The organism is Dysgonomonas sp. GY617 (genome assembly GCF_015233815.1).
Lineage (GTDB): Bacteria > Bacteroidota > Bacteroidia > Bacteroidales > Dysgonomonadaceae > Dysgonomonas_A.
Map to the genome: position 1 here is coordinate 73924 of NZ_JADCLR010000023.1, position 23372 is coordinate 97295.

14 protein-coding genes and 1 pseudogene are annotated in these 23372 nt (G+C 37.7%); 14 read left to right on the forward strand and 1 reads right to left on the reverse strand.

Annotation, left to right across the window (positions count from 1 at the left end; all coding sequences use genetic code 11):
* Positions 1-189 precede the first annotated feature (189 nt).
* From IR022_RS13270 to IR022_RS13310, 9 genes are all read left to right on the forward strand, one after another.
* Positions 190-2697 carry a glycosyl hydrolase 115 family protein gene (locus tag IR022_RS13270; protein ID WP_194204078.1) on the forward strand — a complete coding sequence of 836 codons (2508 nt, stop codon included), beginning with the start codon at positions 190-192 and terminating at the stop codon, positions 2695-2697.
* 6 nt (positions 2698-2703) lie between these two features.
* Positions 2704-4638 (forward strand): sialate O-acetylesterase, encoded by a 1935-nt coding sequence (locus IR022_RS13275; protein WP_199330314.1) that lies wholly within the window; start codon positions 2704-2706, stop codon positions 4636-4638.
* A gap of 77 nt (positions 4639-4715) precedes the next feature.
* Positions 4716-7367 carry a glycoside hydrolase family 3 C-terminal domain-containing protein gene (locus IR022_RS13280; RefSeq protein ID WP_194204079.1) on the forward strand — a complete coding sequence of 884 codons (2652 nt, stop codon included), beginning with the start codon at positions 4716-4718 and terminating at the stop codon, positions 7365-7367.
* 172 nt (positions 7368-7539) lie between these two features.
* Entirely contained in the window at positions 7540-9663 is a 2124-nt protein-coding gene (locus tag IR022_RS13285) for an alpha-glucuronidase family glycosyl hydrolase (RefSeq protein WP_194204080.1), read from the forward strand.
* 76 nt (positions 9664-9739) lie between these two features.
* Complete coding sequence (uxuA, locus tag IR022_RS13290; protein ID WP_194204081.1) at positions 9740-10915, forward strand: mannonate dehydratase; 1176 nt, start codon at positions 9740-9742, stop codon at positions 10913-10915.
* 16 nt (positions 10916-10931) lie between these two features.
* The gene (locus IR022_RS13295) at positions 10932-11747 is read left to right on the forward strand and encodes an SDR family oxidoreductase (protein ID WP_050711460.1); all 816 of its coding nucleotides are present in this window, start codon (positions 10932-10934) and stop codon (positions 11745-11747) included.
* A gap of 193 nt (positions 11748-11940) precedes the next feature.
* Positions 11941-13032, forward strand: a complete 1092-nt coding sequence (locus tag IR022_RS13300) for an efflux RND transporter periplasmic adaptor subunit (protein ID WP_194204082.1) — start codon at positions 11941-11943, stop codon at positions 13030-13032.
* A gap of 98 nt (positions 13033-13130) precedes the next feature.
* A complete protein-coding gene (locus IR022_RS13305; RefSeq protein WP_194204083.1) occupies positions 13131-16175 on the forward strand; it encodes an efflux RND transporter permease subunit in 3045 nt (1014 codons plus the stop codon).
* Between the two features lie 31 nt (positions 16176-16206).
* Entirely contained in the window at positions 16207-17523 is a 1317-nt protein-coding gene (locus IR022_RS13310; protein ID WP_194204084.1) for a TolC family protein, read from the forward strand.
* 34 nt (positions 17524-17557) lie between these two features.
* On the opposite strand, the gene pdxY is transcribed toward IR022_RS13310, so the two are convergent.
* Entirely contained in the window at positions 17558-18382 is an 825-nt protein-coding gene (gene pdxY / locus IR022_RS13315) for a pyridoxal kinase (RefSeq protein WP_050711457.1), read from the reverse strand.
* 1139 nt (positions 18383-19521) lie between these two features.
* On the opposite strand from pdxY, the gene ureA reads away from it, so the two are divergent.
* From ureA to IR022_RS13340, 5 genes and pseudogenes are all read left to right on the forward strand, one after another.
* Positions 19522-19824: an urease subunit gamma gene (gene ureA / locus IR022_RS13320; protein WP_050708301.1), complete on the forward strand. Its 303-nt coding sequence runs from the start codon at positions 19522-19524 to the stop codon at positions 19822-19824.
* 19 nt (positions 19825-19843) lie between these two features.
* Positions 19844-20143, forward strand: a pseudogene (gene ureB, locus IR022_RS13325) (urease subunit beta); the annotation flags it as partial.
* A gap of 72 nt (positions 20144-20215) precedes the next feature.
* Positions 20216-21937 (forward strand): urease subunit alpha, encoded by a 1722-nt coding sequence (gene ureC / locus IR022_RS13330; RefSeq protein ID WP_050708299.1) that lies wholly within the window; start codon positions 20216-20218, stop codon positions 21935-21937.
* A gap of 160 nt (positions 21938-22097) precedes the next feature.
* Positions 22098-22607 (forward strand): urease accessory protein UreE, encoded by a 510-nt coding sequence (gene ureE, locus IR022_RS13335; protein ID WP_050708298.1) that lies wholly within the window; start codon positions 22098-22100, stop codon positions 22605-22607.
* A gap of 15 nt (positions 22608-22622) precedes the next feature.
* A complete protein-coding gene (locus IR022_RS13340) occupies positions 22623-23309 on the forward strand; it encodes an urease accessory protein UreF (RefSeq protein WP_194204085.1) in 687 nt (228 codons plus the stop codon).
* The last annotated feature ends 63 nt before the right edge of the window (positions 23310-23372 follow it).

Here is a 23372-nt window from a genome sequence, read left to right on the forward strand (position 1 = left end):
CGGCTGATTTCTCATTACATAAAGAATATAATACATGAAAATAAAGTATATTGTCTTACTTTATTAAATTGAAACAGAAGTTATTGATGAAGTCAAATTTAAGGAAGGAATCAAGGCTCACATTTCTGTATCTCAATAAAGGAGTGTAGTATTCAATATGTAAAATTGTATGATTATAAATAGAAAACTATGGCTAAAAGAAATTTATACCTGATCATATTTTTACAGCTTCTTATTTTCTCGAATACAATATCTGCTTTTGACAAAGAGCAGTTTGTATTCACTCAGAAGAATGCCTCTTACTTTCCTTTAGCTATTGATGGAAAGCCTGCATCTATACTTACAGATGATACGGATTACAAAGGTGTACTGCGTGCAGTAAACGATTTGAAAGAAGATTTACGAAAAGTAACGGGAAATATTCCTTCATCGGAAGCTACGAAGTTTTCTGTAATTATCGGCACTGTCGGTCAATCGTCAATTATTGATAATCTGATACAGGAAGGAAAAATAGAAGCTAAAGACCTTACAGGAAAGAACGAAAAGTACATTATAGAAACAGTACAGAATCCCACCGACGGAATAGATGCCGCTTTAGTTATCGCAGGCAGCGACAAACGAGGTACAATATACGGTATTTACGAATTATCGGCACAGATAGGCGTCTCGCCGTGGTACTATTGGGCAGATATACCTGTCGAAAACAAGAAAGATTTATATGTAAAACCGGGCACATACACCGAAGGAGAACCTGCCGTTCAGTATCGGGGCATTTTCTTAAATGACGAAGCTCCTGCCTTAACAGGATGGAGTAAAGCTACTTTCGGAGGATACAATCATCAATTTTATGAGAAAGTATTTGAGTTGATTCTTCGCTTAAAGGGTAATTTTCTCTGGCCTGCCATGTGGGGAAGTGCATTTTATGATGATGACCCTCTTAATGGACCAACAGCTGATGAGTACGGGATTGTAATAAGTACTTCGCATCACGAACCAATGGGGCGTGCTCATGCCGAATGGAGCAGATACGGAAAGGGTGCTTGGAATTATGACAAAAATCAAAAGATATTACAGGAATTTTGGAGGGAAGGTATCGAACGTATGAAAAACTGGGAAAACATAGTAACAGTGGGCATGCGTGGCGATGGTGACGAACCGATGAGCGAAGAAAGCAATGTTGCCCTGCTTCAAAAGATAGTGAAAGATCAACGAAATATTATATCGAAAGTTACAGGTAAAAAAGCGGAAACCGTGCCACAAGTATGGGCTTTATACAAAGAAGTACAAGACTATTATGACAAAGGAATGCGTGTACCTGATGATATTACTCTTTTGCTGTGTGATGACAATTGGGGAAATGTTCGCAAGCTTCCCGACCTGAATGCTCCCAAACGTAAAGGCGGATATGGTATGTATTATCATTTCGATTATGTAGGCGGACCTCGCAATTATAAATGGATAAATGTCAGCCAAGTCCAACGTATCTGGGAACAAATGAACCTGACTTATCAATATGGTGTTGATAAAATATGGATAGTAAACGTAGGTGATCTGAAACCGATGGAATATCCCATCAGTTTCTTTCTCGATATGGCTTGGAATCCCAATCGATTCAATGCAGATAATCTCTTACAGCATACCGAAGAATGGTCTGCTCAACAATTTGGCGAAAAATATGCTAAAGAATCGGCTCGCCTGATAAATCTCTATACCAAATACAATCGCAGAGTTACTCCTGAATTGTTGAATGAGAAGACATACAGTCTCGAAAATTACAATGAATTCGAAACCGTAGTTAACGATTACAGAAATCTGGTTATAGATGCCATGCGTTTATACAATGTGATTCCTAATAATTACAAAGATGCTTTCGATCAATTGGTATTATTCCCTATCAATGCCTGCTCCAATCTATATGAAATGTATTTTGCTGTTGCTAAGAATCGTTTTTATGCCGAGAAACAAGACGTTCAGGCAAATTATTGGGCAGATAAGGCTAAAGAATGTTTCGAGAGGGATTCGCTTTTGACCGTACATTACAACGAGAATATCTCAGGTGGTAAATGGGCACATATGATGGATCAAGTCCGTATCGGATATACTTATTGGCAGCAACCCAAAGAAAGCGTGATGCCTCATGTCGAGTACATAATGTCAACCATGGAATACAAAGAAAAAGTATTCTCCGAAGCAGACGGATATGTATCTATTGAAGCTGAACATTTTACCCGTCTACAAGATGGCAATAGCATATCGTGGAAAGTGATTCCCGATTTCGGAAAAACTCTTTCGGGAATTACCACTTTCCCTGTAACAGTTTCTCCCAAAGAAGGCGATAATGTATATCTTGAATACGATATGGATCTGACAAGTACAGGTGAGGCACGGTTGATTGTGTTGCTCTCTCCCACCCTCAACTTTAATTCGAATAAAGGGTTACGATATGCTGTATCTATTGATGGAGGTGAAGAACAAATAGTCAATTTCAATCAGACATATACTGAAAAGGAAAGAGAAGTTTGGGTTGCCAACAGCATTATCGAATCGGTTACAAACCATCGGATTGACAAGGCGGGATTGCATACCATACGATTCAGAATATTAGATCCGGGAATTGTCTTACAAAAAGTAATGCTCGATTTAGGAGGTTTAAAAACCAGTTACTTAGGTGCTCCTGAAAGTAAAGTCGAAAAATAAAATGAGATGAAAATCATAAAAAAACACATATCAATAAGGAAGGTAGCATTTATAATGCTACTCACCTTACTATGTACTGTTTCGGGCAGAGCATCGGTAAAACTCCCCGTCCTGATTAGTGATGGTATGGTTTTACAGCGAGATACAAAGCTAAAACTTTGGGGATGGGCATCTGAAAACGAAAGCATTGAAATTAGGTTTCTGAATAAGTCATATAAGACTACCGCTGACTCAAATGGGAAATGGGAAGTCTCACTTCCTCCTCAACAGGCAGGAGGTGCTTATCAAATGCAGATAAATGATATTTCTATCCATGATATCTTGATTGGTGATGTCTGGCTGTGTTCGGGGCAATCAAATATGGAAATTCCGATCCGCAGGGTATTGGATTTATATCAACAGGAAGTCAGTCAGATAAATAATCCTTATATCCGACATTTAAAAGTTCCTCTAAACTACAACTTTGAAAAGACGAATGATGACCTTAATGGCGGTTCGTGGAAATCGGCAACGCCTGAAAATATACTAGATATTTCGGCAGTAGCTTACTTCTTTGCCAAAGAATTATACGATAAATATAAAGTTCCGATCGGATTACTCAACTCGAGTGCAGGAGGCTCGCCCATCGAAGCCTGGCTTAGCAAAGATGCTTTGAAACAATTTCCGTCCGATTTACAAACAGCCGAGCAATTTGCTCAAGTCGGTTACATAGATAGTATCAAAGCTCAGGAAAAAAAAATCGCAAATCAATGGTATTCTACTTTAAATCAGAAAGACAAAGGTATATCCGATTGGTTTAAAAGTGATTTGAATACATTCGATTGGGGAACAATCAATTTACCCGGATATTGGGTTGATAAAGGAATCGGAAATATAAACGGTTCATTTTGGTTTCGCAAAGATTTTGAACTTCCGGCTTCAATAGTCGGTAAACCTGCCGTACTTCGTTTAGGTTGTATTGTGGATAGCGATTCGGCATATATCAATGGCAAATTTGTGGGAACAACCTCCTATCAATATCCTCCACGTATTTATACTATTCCTTTGGGGATTCTCCATGAAGGGAAAAATTCAGTAGCAGTACGTGTTATTAACTCCATAGGAAAAGGCGGATTTGTAGAAGACAAACCATATCAAGTTATTGTTGGGGATGAATCCATTGACCTGACAGGAGAATGGAAATATAAATTAGGGGCAGAAATGAAACCTTTAGCTCCACAGACCTTTTTTCAGTATAAACCCATGGGGCTCTACAATGGCATGATAGCTCCGGTAATTGATTATCCTATCAAAGGTGTGATCTGGTATCAAGGTGAAGCAAATACATCCAAATCCACTGAATATAGTGCCATGCTTTCGGCATTAATCACTGATTGGCGGATGAAATGGAACAGAGCTGATTTACCATTTATTTTAGCACAGCTTCCCAACTTTATGATGGCTAAAGAACAGCCTTCCGAGAGCAATTGGGCAATGTTACGAGAAGCACAATCAAAAGTTTTAGAGATTCCAAATACAGGGATGACTGTTAATATAGATTTGGGAGAATGGAACGACATTCACCCTTTAAATAAAAAAGAAGTTGGACACCGTTTGGCTCTCTGCGCAATGAAAATCGCTTACGATGATAAAAAGATCATAAGTTCAGCACCTCGATACAATAGCATGGTTGTGGATGGTAATAAAATAACCCTTTCGTTTACTGAGATTGGAAACGGTTTTGCCTCTACTGAAAAACTCAAAGGCTTTGCTGTTGCAGGAGAAGACAAACAATTTGTTTGGGCAGATGCTACAACTGAAGGGGATAAAGTGATTGTATGGAGTGACAAAGTGAAGAGTCCTCTTGCTGTCAGATATGCTTGGGCAGACAATCCCGAAGGAGCTAACTTACGGAATAAAGAAGGTCTACCCTCTAGTCCCTTCAGAACAGATAATTGGTAAGGTCACAGACCTTTTTATTATCCATATAGATATAAACAGTAAGTAACAATAGGTCGCAGACCTTAATAATGATAATTATGAAAATATTTAAAAACTTAAAACCTTTTTTGCTTGGTCTAAGCATCCTAACATTGACGGGATGCAACAGCAAAAAGATTGAACCTTATCAGGACACCTCTCTTTCTTTTGAGGAAAGAGCATCCGATCTTGTATCACGAATGACGTTACAGGAAAAAGTAGATATGCTGCGGTACGATTGTCCCGGAGTAGAACGTCTGGGCATTCCTGCTCATAACTTCTGGAATGAGTGCCTGCATGGTGTCGCCCGTTCGGGTAAAGCAACCGTTTTTCCTCAGGCAATCGGTATGGCTGCCATGTGGGATAGTGACGAAATGTTTGGTATTGCAAACGCTATTTCGGACGAAGCACGTGCCAAACATCACGAGTATGCTTCGAGAGGTAAGCGTGGCATTTATCAGGGATTAACTTATTGGACTCCGAATATCAACATTTTCCGTGATCCACGTTGGGGACGGGGAATGGAAACATACGGAGAAGATCCTTATCTGACTGCTGAGCTGGCTGTTCCTTTCATCAAAGGATTGCAGGGAGATGACGATAAATACCTTAAACTGGTAGCTACTGCCAAACATTTTGCCGTTCACAGCGGACCCGAATCGACACGACATTCGTTTGATGTATGGCCTAACGATTACGATCTGGAAGAAACATATCTGCCTCATTTCAAAAGAACCGTGCAGGATGCCCATGTATATTCGGTGATGTGTGCTTATCAGAGTTTCAGAGGAGCACCTTGTTGCGGTAATAAGTTTTTGGAAAGCATGCTTCGTGAAAAATGGGGATTCAAAGGGTATATTGTTTCCGATTGTTGGGCGATTCGTGATTTTTACGAAAAAAATGCTCATCACATAGTATCTACTCCCGAAGAAGCGGCTGCAATGGCAGTAAAGGCAGGCACAGACCTCAATTGCGGTGATACTTATATTCATTTGGTAGCCGCTGTTGAGCAGGGTTTAATTACCGAAGCCGAATTGGATGTTTCGGTTCATCGTGTACTCCTTGCCTTGCTTAAACTTGGCATGATGGACAATGATAAAGATGTAAAATACGCTCAAATACCTTACGATGTAGTAGAAAGTAAAGAACATCAGGCATTATCATTGGATGCTGCACGCAAATCAATGGTATTACTAAAGAATGAAAATAATCTATTGCCTTTCAGCAAAGAGGTGAAAAAGGTAGCTGTTATAGGACCCAATGCAGATGACTTAGAGGTACTGCTGGGAAACTACAACGGCTACCCTACTAATCCTAAAACCCCGTTAACAGGGCTGCGTGAAAAACTACCGAATGCAGAAGTTGTTTATGCCCAAGGGTGTGCTTTGGCTGAAAAACTACCCTACTTTGAAGCCATCCCTTCCGAATATTTATTTACGGATGCAAGTAAATCTCAAAAAGGTCTTAAGGCTGAGTATTTCTCCAATATCAAATGGGAGGGAAAACCTGCACACTCGCAAATCGATCCGAATGTAGATTTTATCTGGTGGACAACTGCTCCTTTCAAAGACATGAAATACGATCAATTCTCTGTACGATGGACAGGTGTACTTGTACCTCCCACATCGGGTGAATATGCTTTAGGTGGTGAAGGTTTCTCAGGATTCAACCTGTATTTGAATGACTCGTTAGTTACCAAATGGAAAGATGTACACCATCCTCGTAAAGTATATGAATTGATGAAACTGGAGGGTGGAAAAGCCTATAATATTCGCTTAGAATATGTTCAAGATAATACCGAATATGCCATTATGCGCTTGCTTTGGGGCACACCGAAACCAAACTTAAAACAGGAAGCTATTGATTTAGCAAAATCATCTGATCTGATCGTACTGTGTATGGGACTAAGCCCCTTATTAGAGGGTGAAGAAATGCCTGTAAAGGTAGAAGGCTTTTCGGGTGGCGACCGCTTGGATATAAAACTACCGAGTACGCAAACCGATTTGATTCGTGAGATTCACAAATTAGGAAAACCAACCGTATTGGTATTTTTGAACGGTAGTGCATTAGCATTCAATTGGGAAGCCGAAAACATACCTGCCATTATCGAAGCTTGGTATCCCGGACAAGAGGGAGGAACTGCCCTAGCCGATATTATTTTCGGAGATTACAATCCTGCCGGACGTTTACCGTTGACATTCTATAAGGATATCAATCAAATACCTGCTTTCAGCGATTATGATATGACAGGCAAGACATACCGTTATTTCAAAGGTGCTCCACTGTATGAATTTGGTTATGGATTAAGTTATTCCACTTTTGAATACGCTATCAAAAATGCACCCGAAACAATCAAGTCTGGTGATAACATAACTATTTCGGTAGATGTACAAAATACAGGCAAGATGGATGGTGACGAAGTTGTTCAACTGTATGTTTCCCTACCCGACAGCAAATTGAAAACTCCCATCAGAGCTTTGCAGGGATTCAAACGTATTCACTTAAAAGCAGGAAAAACCAAAACCGTTGAATTCACTGTAACTCCAAAACAAATGACCGGACGTGATAAAGAAAATCTGGCTCAGGTTTCTACAGGTAAAGTATTACTTTCGATCGGAGGAAAACAACCTGACAGCAAAGCCATCAATTCGAAACAAGTGGTTCAAAAAGAAATTCAGATTACTGGAAATACGTTTTATATCAAAGACTAATTCCATTTAAAAATAATATCCATTGAGTTAAACACAAAGATCACTAAGATTTTTCACAAAGAACACTTCTAAATAATGACTAGAAAAAGCTTTCCGTGCTTTGTGCATTGACTTTGTGTACTTTGTGTTTAACAAAATGGTGTACTTTAACAGGTCTGAAACCTTACAACTTATGAAATACATAATAAACGCATTGATTCTTTTTCTGTTCGCCTTTTCGCTTTTTGCGGAAGAGGGGAGCAAACTATGGTTAAGATATACACCTCCTGAAATACTTTATGATTTTTCGAAAGTAACGATGGATGAAAACAGTCCGACTTTAGATAAAGCTCTTAATGAACTTTCTATTGCATGGCAATCTTTCTCAGGAAAAGATATACAAATAAGCCAAACAATCGGTAATAGTTCTTTGATTATAGGAACTTCAAAGAGTAAAAATATAGCTTCTATTATTCCACAAAAAGACTTTGATGGTTTAGGCAAGGATGGGTACATTATCCGAGATATAAACAGGGAAGGCAAAAATAGTATTGCCATTGCATCGAACACTGAGGTAGGGCTACTTTACGGAGTATTCCATTTTCTGCGATTGATCCAAACAAATCAATTGTCAGCATCTGTAAATATCGAAGAAACTCCTAAATACGATATCCGCATCCTTAATCATTGGGATAATCTGGACAGAACTGTCGAAAGGGGTTATGCCGGATACTCGCTCTGGAAATCGGATGAATTACCCAATACTTTATCGCCACGATACGAAGCATATGCCCGTGCAAATGCCTCGATAGGAATAAATGCAACGGTTTTAAATAACGTAAATGCAAGCCCCCAAATACTAAGCAAAGAATATCTGACCAAAGTAAAAGCTTTAGCAGATGTATTCCGCCCTTATGGTCTAAAAGTATATTTGGCTGTTAACTTTTCATCCCCTAAACAGTTAGGAGGACTACCCAATTCCGATCCATTAAACACAGAGGTTATAAAATGGTGGAACGATAAAGCAAAAGAGATATACAATCTGATTCCCGACTTCGGAGGTTTCCTAGTAAAAGCCAATTCCGAAGGATTACCGGGCCCTCAAGATTATGGGCGTACTCATGCCGACGGTGCCAATATGTTAGCAGATGCTTTAAAACCATATAACGGAATAGTGATGTGGCGTGCATTTGTTTACAACCCAAGCAATGAAGACAGGGCAAAACAAGCCTATCTGGAGTTTATGCCTTTGGACGGGCAATTCAGAGATAATGTAATCATACAGATCAAAAACGGACCTATTGATTTTCAACCTCGTGAACCGTTCAGCCCATTATTTGGAGCTATGCAAAAAACGCCCGAAATGGTAGAATTTCAGATTACACAAGAGTATCTCGGGTTTTCGAATCATCTGGCTTATTTAGCACCCTTATTCAAAGAAACACTTGACAGTGATACCTATTCAAACGGAGAAGGTTCTACTATTGCTAAGATAACAGACGGTACATTGAGCCCTCATACACTGACTGCCATTTCAGCCGTTGCCAATATCGGCGAAGATACTAATTGGTGCGGACATCATTTTGCACAATCTAATTGGTATGCTTTCGGACGATTGGCTTGGGATCATCAATTGACTTCGGAACAGATTGCTGATGAATGGATAAAGATGACTTTCTCTAATAACAAAGACTTTGTGAATCCTGTGAAAGATATCATGCTAACATCTCGTGAAGCAGTTGTTGACTACATGATGCCGATGGGCTTACATCATATATTTGCTTTCGGACATCATTATGGCCCTGAACCTTGGGGAGATGTGCCTAATGCTCGCCCCGATTGGATGCCTTGGTATTATCACAATGCCGACTCTATCGGACTCGGATTTGATCGTACTACGACAGGAAGCAATGCTGTTTCACAATATTTCTCACCTTTGAAAGAAATCTATAATGATCCATCACGTTGTCCTGAAAATTTACTACTTTGGTTTCATCATATACCTTGGAACTATAAGATGAAAAACGGGCATATTATGTGGGAGGAACTATGTTATAAATACGACTCAGGAGTTCAACAAGTCAGAAGTTTTCAGAAAACATGGAATCAAATGCAGCCATATATAGATGAACAGCGTTTCAATGATGTAAAATCGAAATTAGAGATACAATCACAGGATGCTGTTTGGTGGAAAGATGCGTGTCTGCTTTATTTTCAGACATTTTCTAAACGTCCAATTCCTTCAGATATAGAACCGCCCATGCACAAATTGGAGGAGTTGAAGAAGATAAAACTGGATATGAAACATCACAATTAAAGCAGTAAACCTATGTATTCATCTAAAATAGGATGAACACATAGGTTTACTACTACAAACAATAATTATTAGAATCATGGAAAAAACTTGGAGATGGTTTGGTAAGAAAGATAAAATAACCCTTCCAATGCTCAGACAGATAGGTGTAGAAGGAATAGTGACAGCTCTACACGATATACCTAATGGCGAAATCTGGACTTTAGAAGCTATTCTCGATCTGAAAAAGTATATTGAGGATACAGGACTTCGGTGGTCAGTAGTCGAGAGTCTGCCTGTTAGCGAAGCTATCAAATATGCAGGAGAAGAGAGAGACAGATTGATCGAAAATTACAAAATAAGTCTGGAAAATCTGGGTAAAGCAGGTCTTAAAACAATATGCTACAACTTTATGCCTGTGATTGACTGGATTCGTACTGATTTGGAATATCCTTGGGAGGATGGGACTTCATCTCTTTATTTCGATAAAACCCGATTTGCTTATTTCGATTGCTATATTCTTCAACGTGAAGATGCAGAAAAAGATTATACAACCGACGAGTTAGCACGGGTCAAAGAACTTGGTAAAACAATAACCGAAGCCGAAAAAGATGCTTTAATAGATACTATTATCGTAAAAACACAAGGTTTTATAAATGGTAATATCAAAGAAGGAGACAAAAATCCCATAGCTATTTTCAAACGCCTGCTTTCGCTGTATGATGGGATAGACCGTGATACATTACGCCAAAATATGAGATATTTCTTAGAACAGATAATGCCTGTCTGTGAAAAATATGGTGTGAATATGTGTGTACATCCCGATGACCCACCCTATCAGATGTTAGGATTACCTCGTATCGTGACCAGTGGTGATGACATTAGCTGGATTTTGAAGGCTGTCGATAACCCTCATAACGGATTGACATTCTGTGCAGGATCGCTAAGTTCGGGAATACACAACAATGTACCGGAATTGGCCGCTCAATTTGCTTCACGCACGCACTTTGTGCATCTCCGCAGTACCGATATTCTTGAAAATGGGAATTTTATAGAAGCCCCCCATCTAGAAGGAAGAGGACATTTGATTGACGTAGTAAGAGTATTCGAAAAGGAAAATCCTTCGCTTCCCATGCGTGTCGATCACGGTCGTTTGATGTTGGATGATGGCGATAAAGGATATAATCCCGGTTATTCATTTTATGGAAGAATGTACGCCCTAGCCCAATTAGATGGTGTGATGGCAACAATAAATAATGATTTGAAAATACAATAAATAAAAACACAATAAGATGAACGAAATATTTAGTATTGCAGGTAAAGTTGCTGTCATTACAGGAGCAGGAGGCGTTCTTGGTGGTAGCATAGCAAAGAGTTTTGTAGAGGCAGGCGCCAAAGTAGTTGCCATAGATATTCGTCAAGAACAACTCGATGTAAGGATCAAAGAGCTAACCGATCTGGGAGGCGAAGCAATCGGAATCATAGGTAATGTGCTCGATATAGAGAGTCTAGAAAAAGTAGCACAGGAAATTCTCGCCAAATGGGGACGTATTGATATACTTCTGAATATAGCCGGTGGTAATATGCCGGGAGCAACATTAGCACCCGATCAGGCATTTTTTGATATGAAGATAGCCGATTGGGAAAAGGTAACCAGCCTCAATCTGAATGGCACGGTTTATCCATCTATGGTATTCGGTAGAGTAATGTCAGAACAAAAAAGCGGAAGCATTATAAACATCTCTTCTATGGCTGCCTATTCGGCTATTACACGAGTACCCGGTTATTCGGTTGCAAAAACAGGAATCAGCAATTTCACTCAATGGTTGGCTACCGAGATGGCGCTGAAATATGGTGATGGTATACGAGTAAACGCATTGGCTCCCGGATTTTTTATTGGAGATCAAAACAGAGCCGTACTTATCAATCCCGACGGGTCTCTGACCGAACGAAGTCAAAAGGTTTTAGCAAAAACACCTATGAATCGTTTCGGAGACATTACGGAACTGAACGGAGCCGTGCAATTTTTGTGTAGTCCTGCCGCCAGTTTTATTACAGGTGTTGTTCTTCCTGTAGATGGTGGATTTTCAGCCTTTAGCGGAGTATAAATAATTTACATCATAAAATAAAAACCGCCTGTTATTAATCCTAATAACAGGCGGTTTTTTACTTTATTTATATCTGTCTGTTATTTTGTTTGTAGAATAATTAAATAAATTCGAATACCAAATTAAACCTTTTGTCTTTATATTTGTCAAATACCTTACGTAGTTACACAATTGTCCCTTACTGATTATATTTATGAATAAAAAGGCTAAAATAGCACTGATAATTGCTATCGTATTGATAATTGCCGGAATGGCATTTTACCCCAACATAAAAAACATGCTCCCATTGGGAAATAAAGACTCTCAAATAGTTGGAGGGGATAAAGGAGGAAGTAGAGAACAAAGATCATTGAATGTAAATGCTCAGGTATTAAAATTTGAGAATTTAAATGATGTTTTTCGAACAAAGGGAATATTGATTCCCGATGAAGAAGTTGATTTAGCATTCGAAACCTCTGGGAAAATTACTGAGATTTATTTTAAAGAAGGATCTTTCGTCAAAAAAGGAGATTTATTAGCCAAAGTAAATGACAGCCCTCTACAAGCAGAACTAAAGAAACTCGAAGCTCAAAAACCTCTGGCTGAAGATCGTGTTTTTCGTCAAAAATCACTCTTAGCAAAAGATGCAGTAAGTCAGGAAGCATACGAATCAGTAAACACCGAATTAGGTAAATTGCATGCCGACATAGAATTAGTAAAAGCAAAGATAGCTCAAACTGAACTTAGAGCACCTTTTACGGGAGTTATCGGTCTACGTCTTGTGAGTGAAGGTGCTTACGCTACCTCTTCAACAATTATCTCTAAGCTCACAAAAATATCTCCCCTTAAAATCGAATTTTCGGTCAACGAAAGACAAGCCAATGATATAAAAGCAGGCACTCCCCTTATTTTCACCTTAGATAATGATCTTAATAAATATAAAGCTTCGGTATATGCTATTGAGTCCAATCTTGACAAGCAAACACTTACTTTAAAAGCCCGTGCCATTTATCAAAATGAAGGAGGTAAATTAAAGCCCGGACACTCTGCTAATATTGAGATACAATTGCAGGAGATAAAAAACACATTAGTTATTCCCAGTTTATCAACAGTTGCCGAAATGGGACGAGATATTGCTTATATCTATAAAGATGGAAAAGCGCATCAGGTAGAATTAAAAAAAGGAATGAGAACAGCTTCTTCAATTCAGGTCTTAGATGGGCTGAAATTGGGAGATACTCTTCTTGTTAGCGGAGTTATGCAATTACGAGATGGAATGCCAGTCACACTCGATAATATAGATTAAGGTCTAAAAGAACCTTTTTTTTATTAATGAAGTTTCCAATCAAGTAAAAAGATAGCTAAGTTGTTGTTTTCAAGTTACGATCAAAAGTTTACATACATATGACTATTTCAGAATTAAGTATACGACGTCCCGTTCTATCAACGGTATTTATGCTAATTATCTTCATTTTGGGGATGATTGGTTATACTTATCTGGGCGTTCGGGAATATCCTAATATAGATAACCCTATTATTACAGTAAGCGTATCTTATCCGGGAGCAAATGCTGAAATTATAGAAAGTCAGATAACTGAACCTTTAGAGCAAAATATCAACGGTATTCCAGGTATTCGCTCACTTGTAAGTAGTAGTCAAGGTTCGAGCAATATTACGGTTGAGTTTGAATTAAATGTTGATCTGGAAACAGCAGCCAATGACGTACGCGATAAAGTTTCACGTGCACAAAGATATTTACCTCGTGATTGTGATCCTCCGACTGTATCGAAAGCTGATGCCGATGCCAATCCAATCATACAAATGACTATTCAGAGTGGAAAACGATCTCTACTCGAATTGAGTGAAATAGCCGAACTTACCGTTAAAGAGCGTTTGCAAACCATCCCCAATGTGAGTGCCGTTGAAATATGGGGGCAGCATAGATATTCGATGCGTTTATGGCTCGATCCAGTTAAAATAGCTGCCTATGGAATAACTCCCATGGATGTAAAAAATGCTATTGATAAAGAAAACGTCGAACTGCCTTCGGGAAGTATAGAAGGAGACAAAATAGAACTATCAATAAGAACACTCGGATTGATGGAGACACCCGAGGAGTTTAATAACCTCGTTGTCAAAGAAGATAATTATAATGTTGTTAGATTCGGGAATATCGGTACAGCAGAACTAGGACCAGAGAATCAAAGAAACATTATGCGCAAAAACGGCATACCCATGGTTAGTGTCGTTATCATACCTCAACCCGGAGCCAATCAGATAGAAATTTCAGACGAAACAATGCTTCGATTGGAACAAATGAAAAAAGATTTACCCGATGATATACAACTTGGAATTGCTTTTGACAATACTAAATTCATCAGAACATCTATCAGCGAAGTAGAAGAAACAATCTACATAGCTTTTCTTCTGGTAGTAATAATTATATTTCTCTTTTTACGCGACTGGCGTGTCACATTAGTGCCCTGTGTGGTGATTCCGATATCATTGATTGGTGCTTTCTTCGTAATGTATATTGCAGGATATTCTATTAATGTCTTATCCATGTTAGCCGTTGTTCTGGCAGTAGGATTGGTAGTTGACGATGCCATTGTGGTCACAGAAAACATTTATCTGAAGATAGAGGACGGAATGGCTCCACTTGAAGCTGGTATAGAAGGTACTAAAGAAATTCTTTTTGCCGTTATCTCTACAACAATAACATTAGTAGCAGTATTTTTCCCTATTGTCTTTCTTGAAGGTATGACAGGGCGTTTATTCCGCGAATTTAGTATGGTTATTGCAGGGTCTGTAATTATTTCATCCTTTGTCGCTCTTACTTTTACCCCAATGTTAGCCACTAAATTGCTAAAAAGGAATGATAAACCGGGATGGTTCTACCGCGTTACCGATCCTTTCTTCAAAGGGCTGAATTCTTTATATAGTAAAGGTTTAAATTACTTCTTAGCTCATAAATTTCTAGTATGGCCTATCATAATAATCACATTTATAGGAATTATCTTTCTAGGTAAAAATATACCATCAGAAATGGCTCCATTAGAAGATAGATCTCAAATATCGATAAGAGTGAGTGCCCCCGAAGGTGCGACATACGAATTTTATAGGGATTATATAGAAAAGGTATCTCTGATAGTTGACTCAGTAGTACCTGAACGGCTGTCTAATATTATGCGTGCAAGAAGTGGTGGTGGAAATATAACTGTGATACTACCCGATATTAACGATCGCGAAAAGAGTCAGATGGAGATAGCCGATAGACTTTCTCCCATACTTCGCAAGGAAACCGAAGCTAGGGCTTTTGTTCAACAACAATCTACTTTTGGAGGACGTCGTACAAGTATGCCTATTCAATACGTTTTACAAGCCCCCAATATTAAGAAGTTGGAAGAGTTTATACCTCTATTTATGCAAAAGGTAAATGAAAGTCCTTTATTTCAGATGGCTGATGTAAATCTGAAATTTACGAAACCCGAAACCCGAATAAAAATAGATAGAGATAAAGCTGCCTTATTGGGTGTCAGCACTCGCGATATTGGGCAAACGCTTCAATACGCACTGAGCGGACAGCGTATGGGCTATTTCTATATGAATGGAAAACAGTATCAGATATTAGCAGAAATAAATCGCCAACAACGAAATACTCCATTAGATTTAAAATCGATATATGTCAAAAATCTAACCGGAAATATGATTCAATTAGATAACTTGGTAGAACTCGAAGAGAGTGTAGCACCTCCACAACTATATCGTTACAATCGTTTCAACTCGGCAACCGTATCCGCAGGATTATCACCGGGAGTAACAATAGGTGCAGGACTAAACGAAATGGATCGCATAGCAAAAGAAACTCTGGATGAGAATTTTCGCACAGCATTAGCTGGCGATTCTAAAGATTTCAGAGAAAGTTCTTCAAGCCTTATGTTTGCATTTCTATTAGCCATAGTACTTATATTCCTCATATTAGCTGCGCAGTTCGAAAGCTTCAAAGACCCTCTTGTCATAATGCTTACCGTACCTTTAGCTATTGCAGGTGCATTGCTGTTCATGTATATTGGAGGTATTACAATGAATATATTTAGTCAGATAGGTATTATTATGCTCATTGGTTTAGTTGCAAAGAATGGTATTCTTATAGTCGAATTTGCTAATCAACGCCAAGAAACCGGCATGAATAGACTTGAAGCTATTCGAGGAGCATCAGTACAACGCTTACGCCCTATTCTTATGACCAGTTTTGCAACCATATTAGGTTTATTACCATTGGTATTGGCTAATGCCGAAGGTTCAAACGGACGTATTGCAATGGGTATTGCTGTAATTGGAGGGATGACTATCTCTACATTCCTTACAGTATTTATTGTACCTGTTATGTATTTATATATATCTACTGATAGAACAAAGAAGCCTAAAAAAAATGAAGAGAAAGCTTAAGGCTTTGATTAAATTTGATTTTTTTGAAATTATGAAGAAACATTACATTATTATATTACTGTTCGCCCTACCCTATTGTCTATTTGCGCAGGATGTTTTCGATTTAAAGCGCTGTATCGAAATAGGCTTAGATCGTAATTATGAAATAAGAATAACCCGCAATGATGAACGTATATCCGATAATAATTTAACCATAGGTAATGCCGGATACCTACCCTATTTAAACCTAAATAGTGGTTATTCGGGAACGGTAAATAATACAGAACAACGTTTAACTTCGGGAGATATAAATAAGAATAGTGGCGTGCATAATCAAGCACTAAATGCCGGTATTAATTTAGATTGGACTGTTTTTGATGGATTTAATATTCAGGCAAATTATGGGCGCTTAAAAGAACTTCAACAAATAGGAGACTTAAATACAAGATTAGCCATTGAAAATTTCGTGATGAATATTTCCAATGAATATTATAATTATATACAACAAAAGATAAGGTTAAATAACCTTAGATACGCAGTAAAACTATCGAGAGAACGTCTTAGAATAGTAGAGGCTCGTTACAGTATAGGTGCGGGATCGAGACTCGAATTACAACAAGCAAAAGTGGACTTCAACGCAGATAGTTCGATGCTGATCAAGCAGAACGAAGTTATATTTACTTCCCTTGTACAAATCAATCAACTGATGGCGATGGATGATGTAGAACAACCTTTATCAATCACTGACTCTATCATTGACTTTAATCCATTTCTTAACAAAGATGATATCTGGAGAAATTTACAAGGTTCGAATGTTTTCCTTCAATTATATAAAAGAGACAAAAACATTAGTGTTCTCGATCTGAAAGCCATACAAAGTCAGTACTTTCCTTATGTGAAAGTAAATGCAGGATACGGATTCACTCAAAACATGTATGAGGTAGGCTCTTTTGACCGTCAAAAAAACTTAGGCTTTAACTATGGTGTTACTGTCGGATTCAATATTTTTGATGGTTTTAATAGAGAGCGTAAACGTAAAAATGCCGTAATAGAAGTTCAAAATAAAGAGCTTGAATATCTACAAGTAGAACTTTCTCTACGAACCGATCTTTCGAAAATGTGGATGGCATATCAAAATAACATGGAACTTACCAATCTGGAGAAAGAGAATCTCCAAACCGCCCAAGATAATTATACAATTGCTCTCGAGCGTTATAAACTGGGTGATTTATCTGGTATAGAATTGCGTGAAGCACAAAACAGTTTATTAGAAGCCGAAGATCGGCTCATACTTGCACAATACAACACTAAGCTTTGCGAAATATCATTAATTCAGCTTAGTGGAAAAATGCTGTCTTACATATATTAAATTATAATGAGGGTGAAAGGTTATACACGATCTTTCACTCTCTGATATATTTCAGTAAACATTCGGCATTCATTTCATCCATCCCTTTTTCTACTATATACCCAAGCACACTGCTTATTGTTTCTGAAGCTATTATAGCAGCAGCAACAATATCTCTACCCTTAGCTAGCTGTGATGCAAAAATCGCCGTAAAAAGATCTCCCGTACCTACTGTATCAATATCTATATTGTATGAGTAAATTCGTTCTATTCTATCTCCTTCTATCACAATAGTCTCAATCTGTCCTTCGGGGGTATCTTCTAAATGACAACCTGTTGCAATTATAATCTTTTTGGCTAAAAGTGAATTGGCTTTTACAGACTCCTTAATCTCCCCTATTGTAGATATTTTACGTTGAAGAATATATTCCAGTTCAAAAAAATTAGGCGTTAGTATATCACAATGAGGAATAAGAGTAGCCATCAACTTTGCCGCGACACTTTCCGGAACATAAAGTCCCGTACTTATATCACCCATCACAGGATCACAGATATATAACTTTTCGGGGTATGCTTTTTTTATTCTTTGTATAAACTCTGACGAAGAGAGTAAAATATCTTCAGAACCTATATACCCTGTGATAGCACAAAATGTAGAGTTCAAGACATCAATCTCTTCGATTCCCAGAATCAGTTCTTCAAAAAATTCTTTTGAAATAGCTTTTCCATGAATGGGTCTATGCCCTGTATGTGCTGATAAAAAAACTGTTGGAAACGAAATCACATCTAATCCATGTAATTGGATTGCCAACTCTGCAATATTATTTCCTACATAACCATATACAACCTTACTTTGTATAGAAAGTATTTTATTTTTCATTATAAGAATCTGTTTCTTTCGGAGATTATAATATGAATGTACGAAAAATAGTAATAGTATCTAAATTTTCTCATATTTTTCCAAATAGTGTCCCATGATCACCTAATAAGAATTGCTAAACAGATTTTGATTATAGTATTAATCGATTTATTTTTCGACGTAAAGAGTGGAATTTGTATAAAACACGGTCATAAAGAATGCCAAATACTAATATTAAAACAACCCTTTTCTTTACAATCAGTCATATACTCCCTTTATAGAAAATCACCGAACCAAGACAATCTTGGAAACATATTTTTATTCAGACCCTAAACATGTTATAAAACATAATAAATATCACACACAGGCACAAACCACTATAAACATCTAAATGTGAAAACATTAAAACAACGCATAAATGCTCACACTATTATCTTCAGAAAATAAATTATGAATTTACCATTTCCATTACAATCTAATAGAATCTTCTTTTATCACTTAATCCTTTCATTACGTGATGATATTGACAAATTACATTCTATATTTTATCTAATACAATTTTATCCCACATTTTGAGACCTATTTCATATAATGAACAATAAATAAAGTTTAACTGTTATGAATAGCATTAGTGAAAAAATAAAAGATATCACCAAATTAGACAATGCTAAAGAAGAAGCTCATATAACAAGCAAACACCTGCCTACAAACAGTCCATTTGTTAATTTACACAAATAACACACACTTAAACAAATTAACTTTACAACATTTTTATTCGTTAATTTTAATAATTAAATATTCGTGTTACGAATTATCAAAAAGATAGCACTTCGTTTTATTTTGTAATATGTTGCACAGCATGCAAATAACATAAAAAATTAATAAAAAGTAAAATAAAAACACACAAATAACAACCAAACACCTGTTAAAAAGCAAGATACAATACATAAACCAACATGAGAAGATAAAAACTAAGCAAAACAAGAAAGTACATAAAAACACCATTCAAACAAAAAAAAAATCAAAACGTAACAACAAATCTCATATTTAAGAAAACAATATCCCTCAACATATGTTATAATACGTAACCAATAAAGAGTCTTAAGTTGTCAAAAACCAGACTCGAGTTGTACACTATTTAATATAAAAAATACCCTATTATGCATTTAACACCAAGAGAGTCAGAAAAACTGTTGCTACATCTAGCAGGAGAGGTAGCAGCTAAGCGTAAACAACGCGGGTTGAAATTGAACCACCCCGAGTCTATCGCTTACATTTCGAGTCATTTACTCGAAGCAGCGCGTGATGGAAAATCAGTTGCCGAACTGATGCAATATGGAGCAACTCTGCTCACTAAGAATGATGTTATGGAAGGTATTGCAGAAATGATACCCGATGTGCAGATTGAAGCTACATTCCCAGACGGGGTCAAATTAGTAACAGTACACAGCCCTATACGTTAAACAAATTAAATTCAAAATTATGATACCTGGAGAATATTTTATCGCAAAAGGGGACATTGAATGTAATGTTGGCCGTAAAACTGTAAAAGTAAAGGTGACCAATACAGGAGACCGTCCTGTACAAATAGGGTCGCATTACCACTTCTTTGAAGTAAACCGTGCTGTTAGCTTCGATCGTGCAAAAGCATTTGGTATGCGTTTGAATATAGCTGCCGGAACAGCTGTACGTTTTGAACCGGGAGAAGAGAAAGAAGTAGAACTTGTTGCCTATGGAGGCTTACGTCGTGCATTTGGTAATAATAATCTGGTAGATGGCGACACTTCACTTGATTATAACAAGCAACGCGGCATCGAATTATTAAAAAGTAAAAACTTCAAAAACAAATAAGCCATGAGCCTAAAAATAGATAGAACCAAATATGTTGGAATGTATGGTCCAACCAAAGGAGATAAAGTGCGCTTGGGCGATACTGAGATTATTGTCGAAATAGAAAAAGACTACACTGTATACGGTGAAGAAAATAAATTTGGAGGTGGTAAAACTATCCGCGATGGCATGGCTCAATCAAGTGTAGCAACACGCGACCAAGGTGTTCTAGATATGGTAATAACCAATGTTATCATTATAGACCACTCTGGTATTGTAAAAGCTGACTTAGGTATTAAAGATGGCAAGATTGTAGGTATAGGTAAAGCCGGAAACCCTGATACAATGGATGGAGTAGCTCCCAATATGATTATTGGTGCTTCAACTGAGGTTCATGGTGGACAAGGTTTAATTGCAACCGCAGGAGCTATTGATACACACATTCACTTTATTTGTCCACAACAGGTTGAACATGCTTTATATAGTGGTACAACTACTATGATTGGTGGTGGAACAGGACCTGCCGATGGTACAAATGCAACTACCGTAACTCCTGGAGCATGGCATATCGAACGTATGTTACAGGCTTTAGAAGGTCTTCCTATGAACTTTGGTTTATTCGGAAAAGGTAATTCATCAACCGAAGCTCCACTAATAGAACAAATTGAAGCCGGAGCCCTAGGGTTGAAACTTCACGAAGACTGGGGTACTTCTCCTGCAACAATAGATACAGCATTAACTGTAGCTGATAAATACGACGTTCAGATCGCTATCCACACAGATACTTTGAATGAAGCAGGATTTTTGGAAGATACCATGAATGCTATCAACGGCCGTGTAATCCATACTTTCCACACAGAAGGTGCTGGTGGAGGACACGCTCCTGATATTATCAAGATTGCAATGTACCCTAACGTATTACCTGCATCGACTAATCCAACACGTCCTTACACAGTAAATACAATAGACGAACACCTTGATATGTTAATGGTTTGTCACCACTTGAAACGTACTATTCCAGAAGACGTATCATTTGCAGATTCACGTATCAGACCCGAAACTATTGCAGCTGAAGATATTCTTCACGATATGGGAGTATTCAGCATCATGAGTTCCGACTCACAAGCAATGGGACGTATCAGCGAAGTTATCATCCGTACTTGGCAAACTGCCGATAAGATGAAAAAACAAAGAGGTGCATTAGCTGAAGACGAAGGTCATGGAAATGACAACTTCAGAGCTAAAAGATATGTTGCTAAATACACCATCAATCCAGCAATAGCACAAGGTATTTCTCAATACGTAGGTTCCATCGAACCAGGTAAATATGCAGATATCGTATTATGGAAACCTGCTTTTTTTGGTGCAAAACCCGAAATCATTATCAAAGGCGGTATGATGATAGCTGCACGTATGGGAGATCCTAGTGCATCTATACCAACACCTCAACCTGTTATCTATCGTAACATGTTCGGAGCATATGGTAAAGCTTTAAATAAATCATGCTTTACATTCGTTTCGAAAGTTTCTTACGATAACGGAACAGTACAAGGATATGGATTGGAAAAAACTCTTCTTCCTGTTTCAGGATGTAGAAATGTATCCAAGAAAGACTTGATCCACAATGATAAAACACCTGAAATTACCGTAAATCCTGAAAATTACGAAGTAAAAGTAGACGGTGTTAAAATCACTTGCGAACCTGCAACTACGGTTCCATTGGGACAACGCTATTTCTTATTCTAAAATAGAGTAAAATAGATATCAATAACCGGAATGCGGTTAAACATTCCGGTTACTAAAAAATCTCAATACCATTTATGACTTTGAAATGTCGTGATCAAAGTACATAAGAAGAAATTACACGACCAATAAACAGTTAGCTGTATTAAAGACTAAAACGATTATGGTAATAGAACAAATATTAGGTAGCCTAAAAGACATAGAGATAGCTAATCGCAGAGTAGAATTGATCCAAATTCAATGGTTCGAAGCCAACAAACGCATACAACGACGCAAAACCAATGAGGGAACAGAAGTTGCCATACGTTTTATGAAAGAAGGACAACGCCTTCGTCAAGACGACGTAATTTATATGGACGAGGATAAAATAATAGCTATTGACATTCTTCCTTGTGATGCCATACAGGTAACACCGCATAATATGGTAGAAATGGGAAGTGTAGCTTACGAAATAGGTAATAAACATTTACCAGTATTTATTCAGGACGATTTAATACTTATCCCTTACGAAGAACCCATTTTTAAATGGTTAAATGCAAGTGGATATCACACTGAAAAGGTGCATAAAAAACTACTGAATATAGTAAATGCAAGTGTACAACCACACAGCCACGGACATTCGCACGGAGAAGGAAACTCTATTTTCTCGAAAATAATGGGGTTAGGCAAATAATAAATCCATACAACTATGAACGCTTATCTAGGGAAGTTACTGCACTTAAGTGATCCAACACTACCTATTGGAGGGTACTCACACTCCAATGGACTGGAAACATACGTGCAACACAAAATTGTAAAAGACGATGCATCAACAGAGGCATTTGTTCACAACATGATTACAAATAATATACTTTATAACGATGCTTCCTTTGTAAAGCTGGCGTATGAGATTGCATTGAATAACGATATAAAAGCTCTTGTTACTCTTGACCAAGAATGTGCAGCACTCAAAGCTCCTACTGAAATAAAACAAGCCAGCCGTAAATTAGGAATAAGACTTCAGAAGATATTCGACAGGCAAACAACATCTCCAATTATAGAAGAGTATCAGGCAGCTATTGCTTCACAGGATGCAGAAGGGCATTACTCAATTACATTTGGTTTGTATGCAGCTTTGTTCGAAATTCCACTTCACGAAGCAGTATACGCTTTTCTCTACAATGCAGCAGTAGGAATAGTGACTAATGCTGTAAAATTAGTACCGTTAAGTCAGCTTTCCGGGCAAGATATTTTATACAAAATGCAAGAAGTAATCCAATCAACAGTACCCAAAGTATTAGCTCTTGACAGAAACCTTGTAGGGCTTTGTAATATTGGGTTTGATATTCGTTGTATGGAACACGAAAAGCTCTACTCCAGATTATACATGTCGTAATCTAGAAAATAAAATTACAAGAATACGCAAAAGATTGAGATATTAAGATTTAGTGACACTTTA

Bases quoted from the DNA above. Each gene is read 5' to 3' on its own strand.
- IR022_RS13270 (WP_194204078.1), top strand. From the start codon at position 190: ATGGCTAAAAGAAATTTATACCTGATCATATTTTTACAGCTTCTTATT.
- IR022_RS13275 (WP_199330314.1), top strand. From the start codon at position 2,704: ATGAAAATCATAAAAAAACACATATCAATAAGGAAGGTAGCATTTATA.
- IR022_RS13280 (WP_194204079.1), top strand. From the start codon at position 4,716: ATGAAAATATTTAAAAACTTAAAACCTTTTTTGCTTGGTCTAAGCATC.
- IR022_RS13285 (WP_194204080.1), top strand. From the start codon at position 7,540: ATGAAATACATAATAAACGCATTGATTCTTTTTCTGTTCGCCTTTTCG.
- uxuA (WP_194204081.1), top strand. From the start codon at position 9,740: ATGGAAAAAACTTGGAGATGGTTTGGTAAGAAAGATAAAATAACCCTT.
- IR022_RS13295 (WP_050711460.1), top strand. From the start codon at position 10,932: ATGAACGAAATATTTAGTATTGCAGGTAAAGTTGCTGTCATTACAGGA.
- IR022_RS13300 (WP_194204082.1), top strand. From the start codon at position 11,941: ATGAATAAAAAGGCTAAAATAGCACTGATAATTGCTATCGTATTGATA.
- IR022_RS13305 (WP_194204083.1), top strand. From the start codon at position 13,131: ATGACTATTTCAGAATTAAGTATACGACGTCCCGTTCTATCAACGGTA.
- IR022_RS13310 (WP_194204084.1), top strand. From the start codon at position 16,207: ATGAAGAAACATTACATTATTATATTACTGTTCGCCCTACCCTATTGT.
- pdxY (WP_050711457.1), bottom strand. From the start codon at position 18,382: ATGAAAAATAAAATACTTTCTATACAAAGTAAGGTTGTATATGGTTAT.
- ureA (WP_050708301.1), top strand. From the start codon at position 19,522: ATGCATTTAACACCAAGAGAGTCAGAAAAACTGTTGCTACATCTAGCA.
- ureC (WP_050708299.1), top strand. From the start codon at position 20,216: ATGAGCCTAAAAATAGATAGAACCAAATATGTTGGAATGTATGGTCCA.
- ureE (WP_050708298.1), top strand. From the start codon at position 22,098: ATGGTAATAGAACAAATATTAGGTAGCCTAAAAGACATAGAGATAGCT.
- IR022_RS13340 (WP_194204085.1), top strand. From the start codon at position 22,623: ATGAACGCTTATCTAGGGAAGTTACTGCACTTAAGTGATCCAACACTA.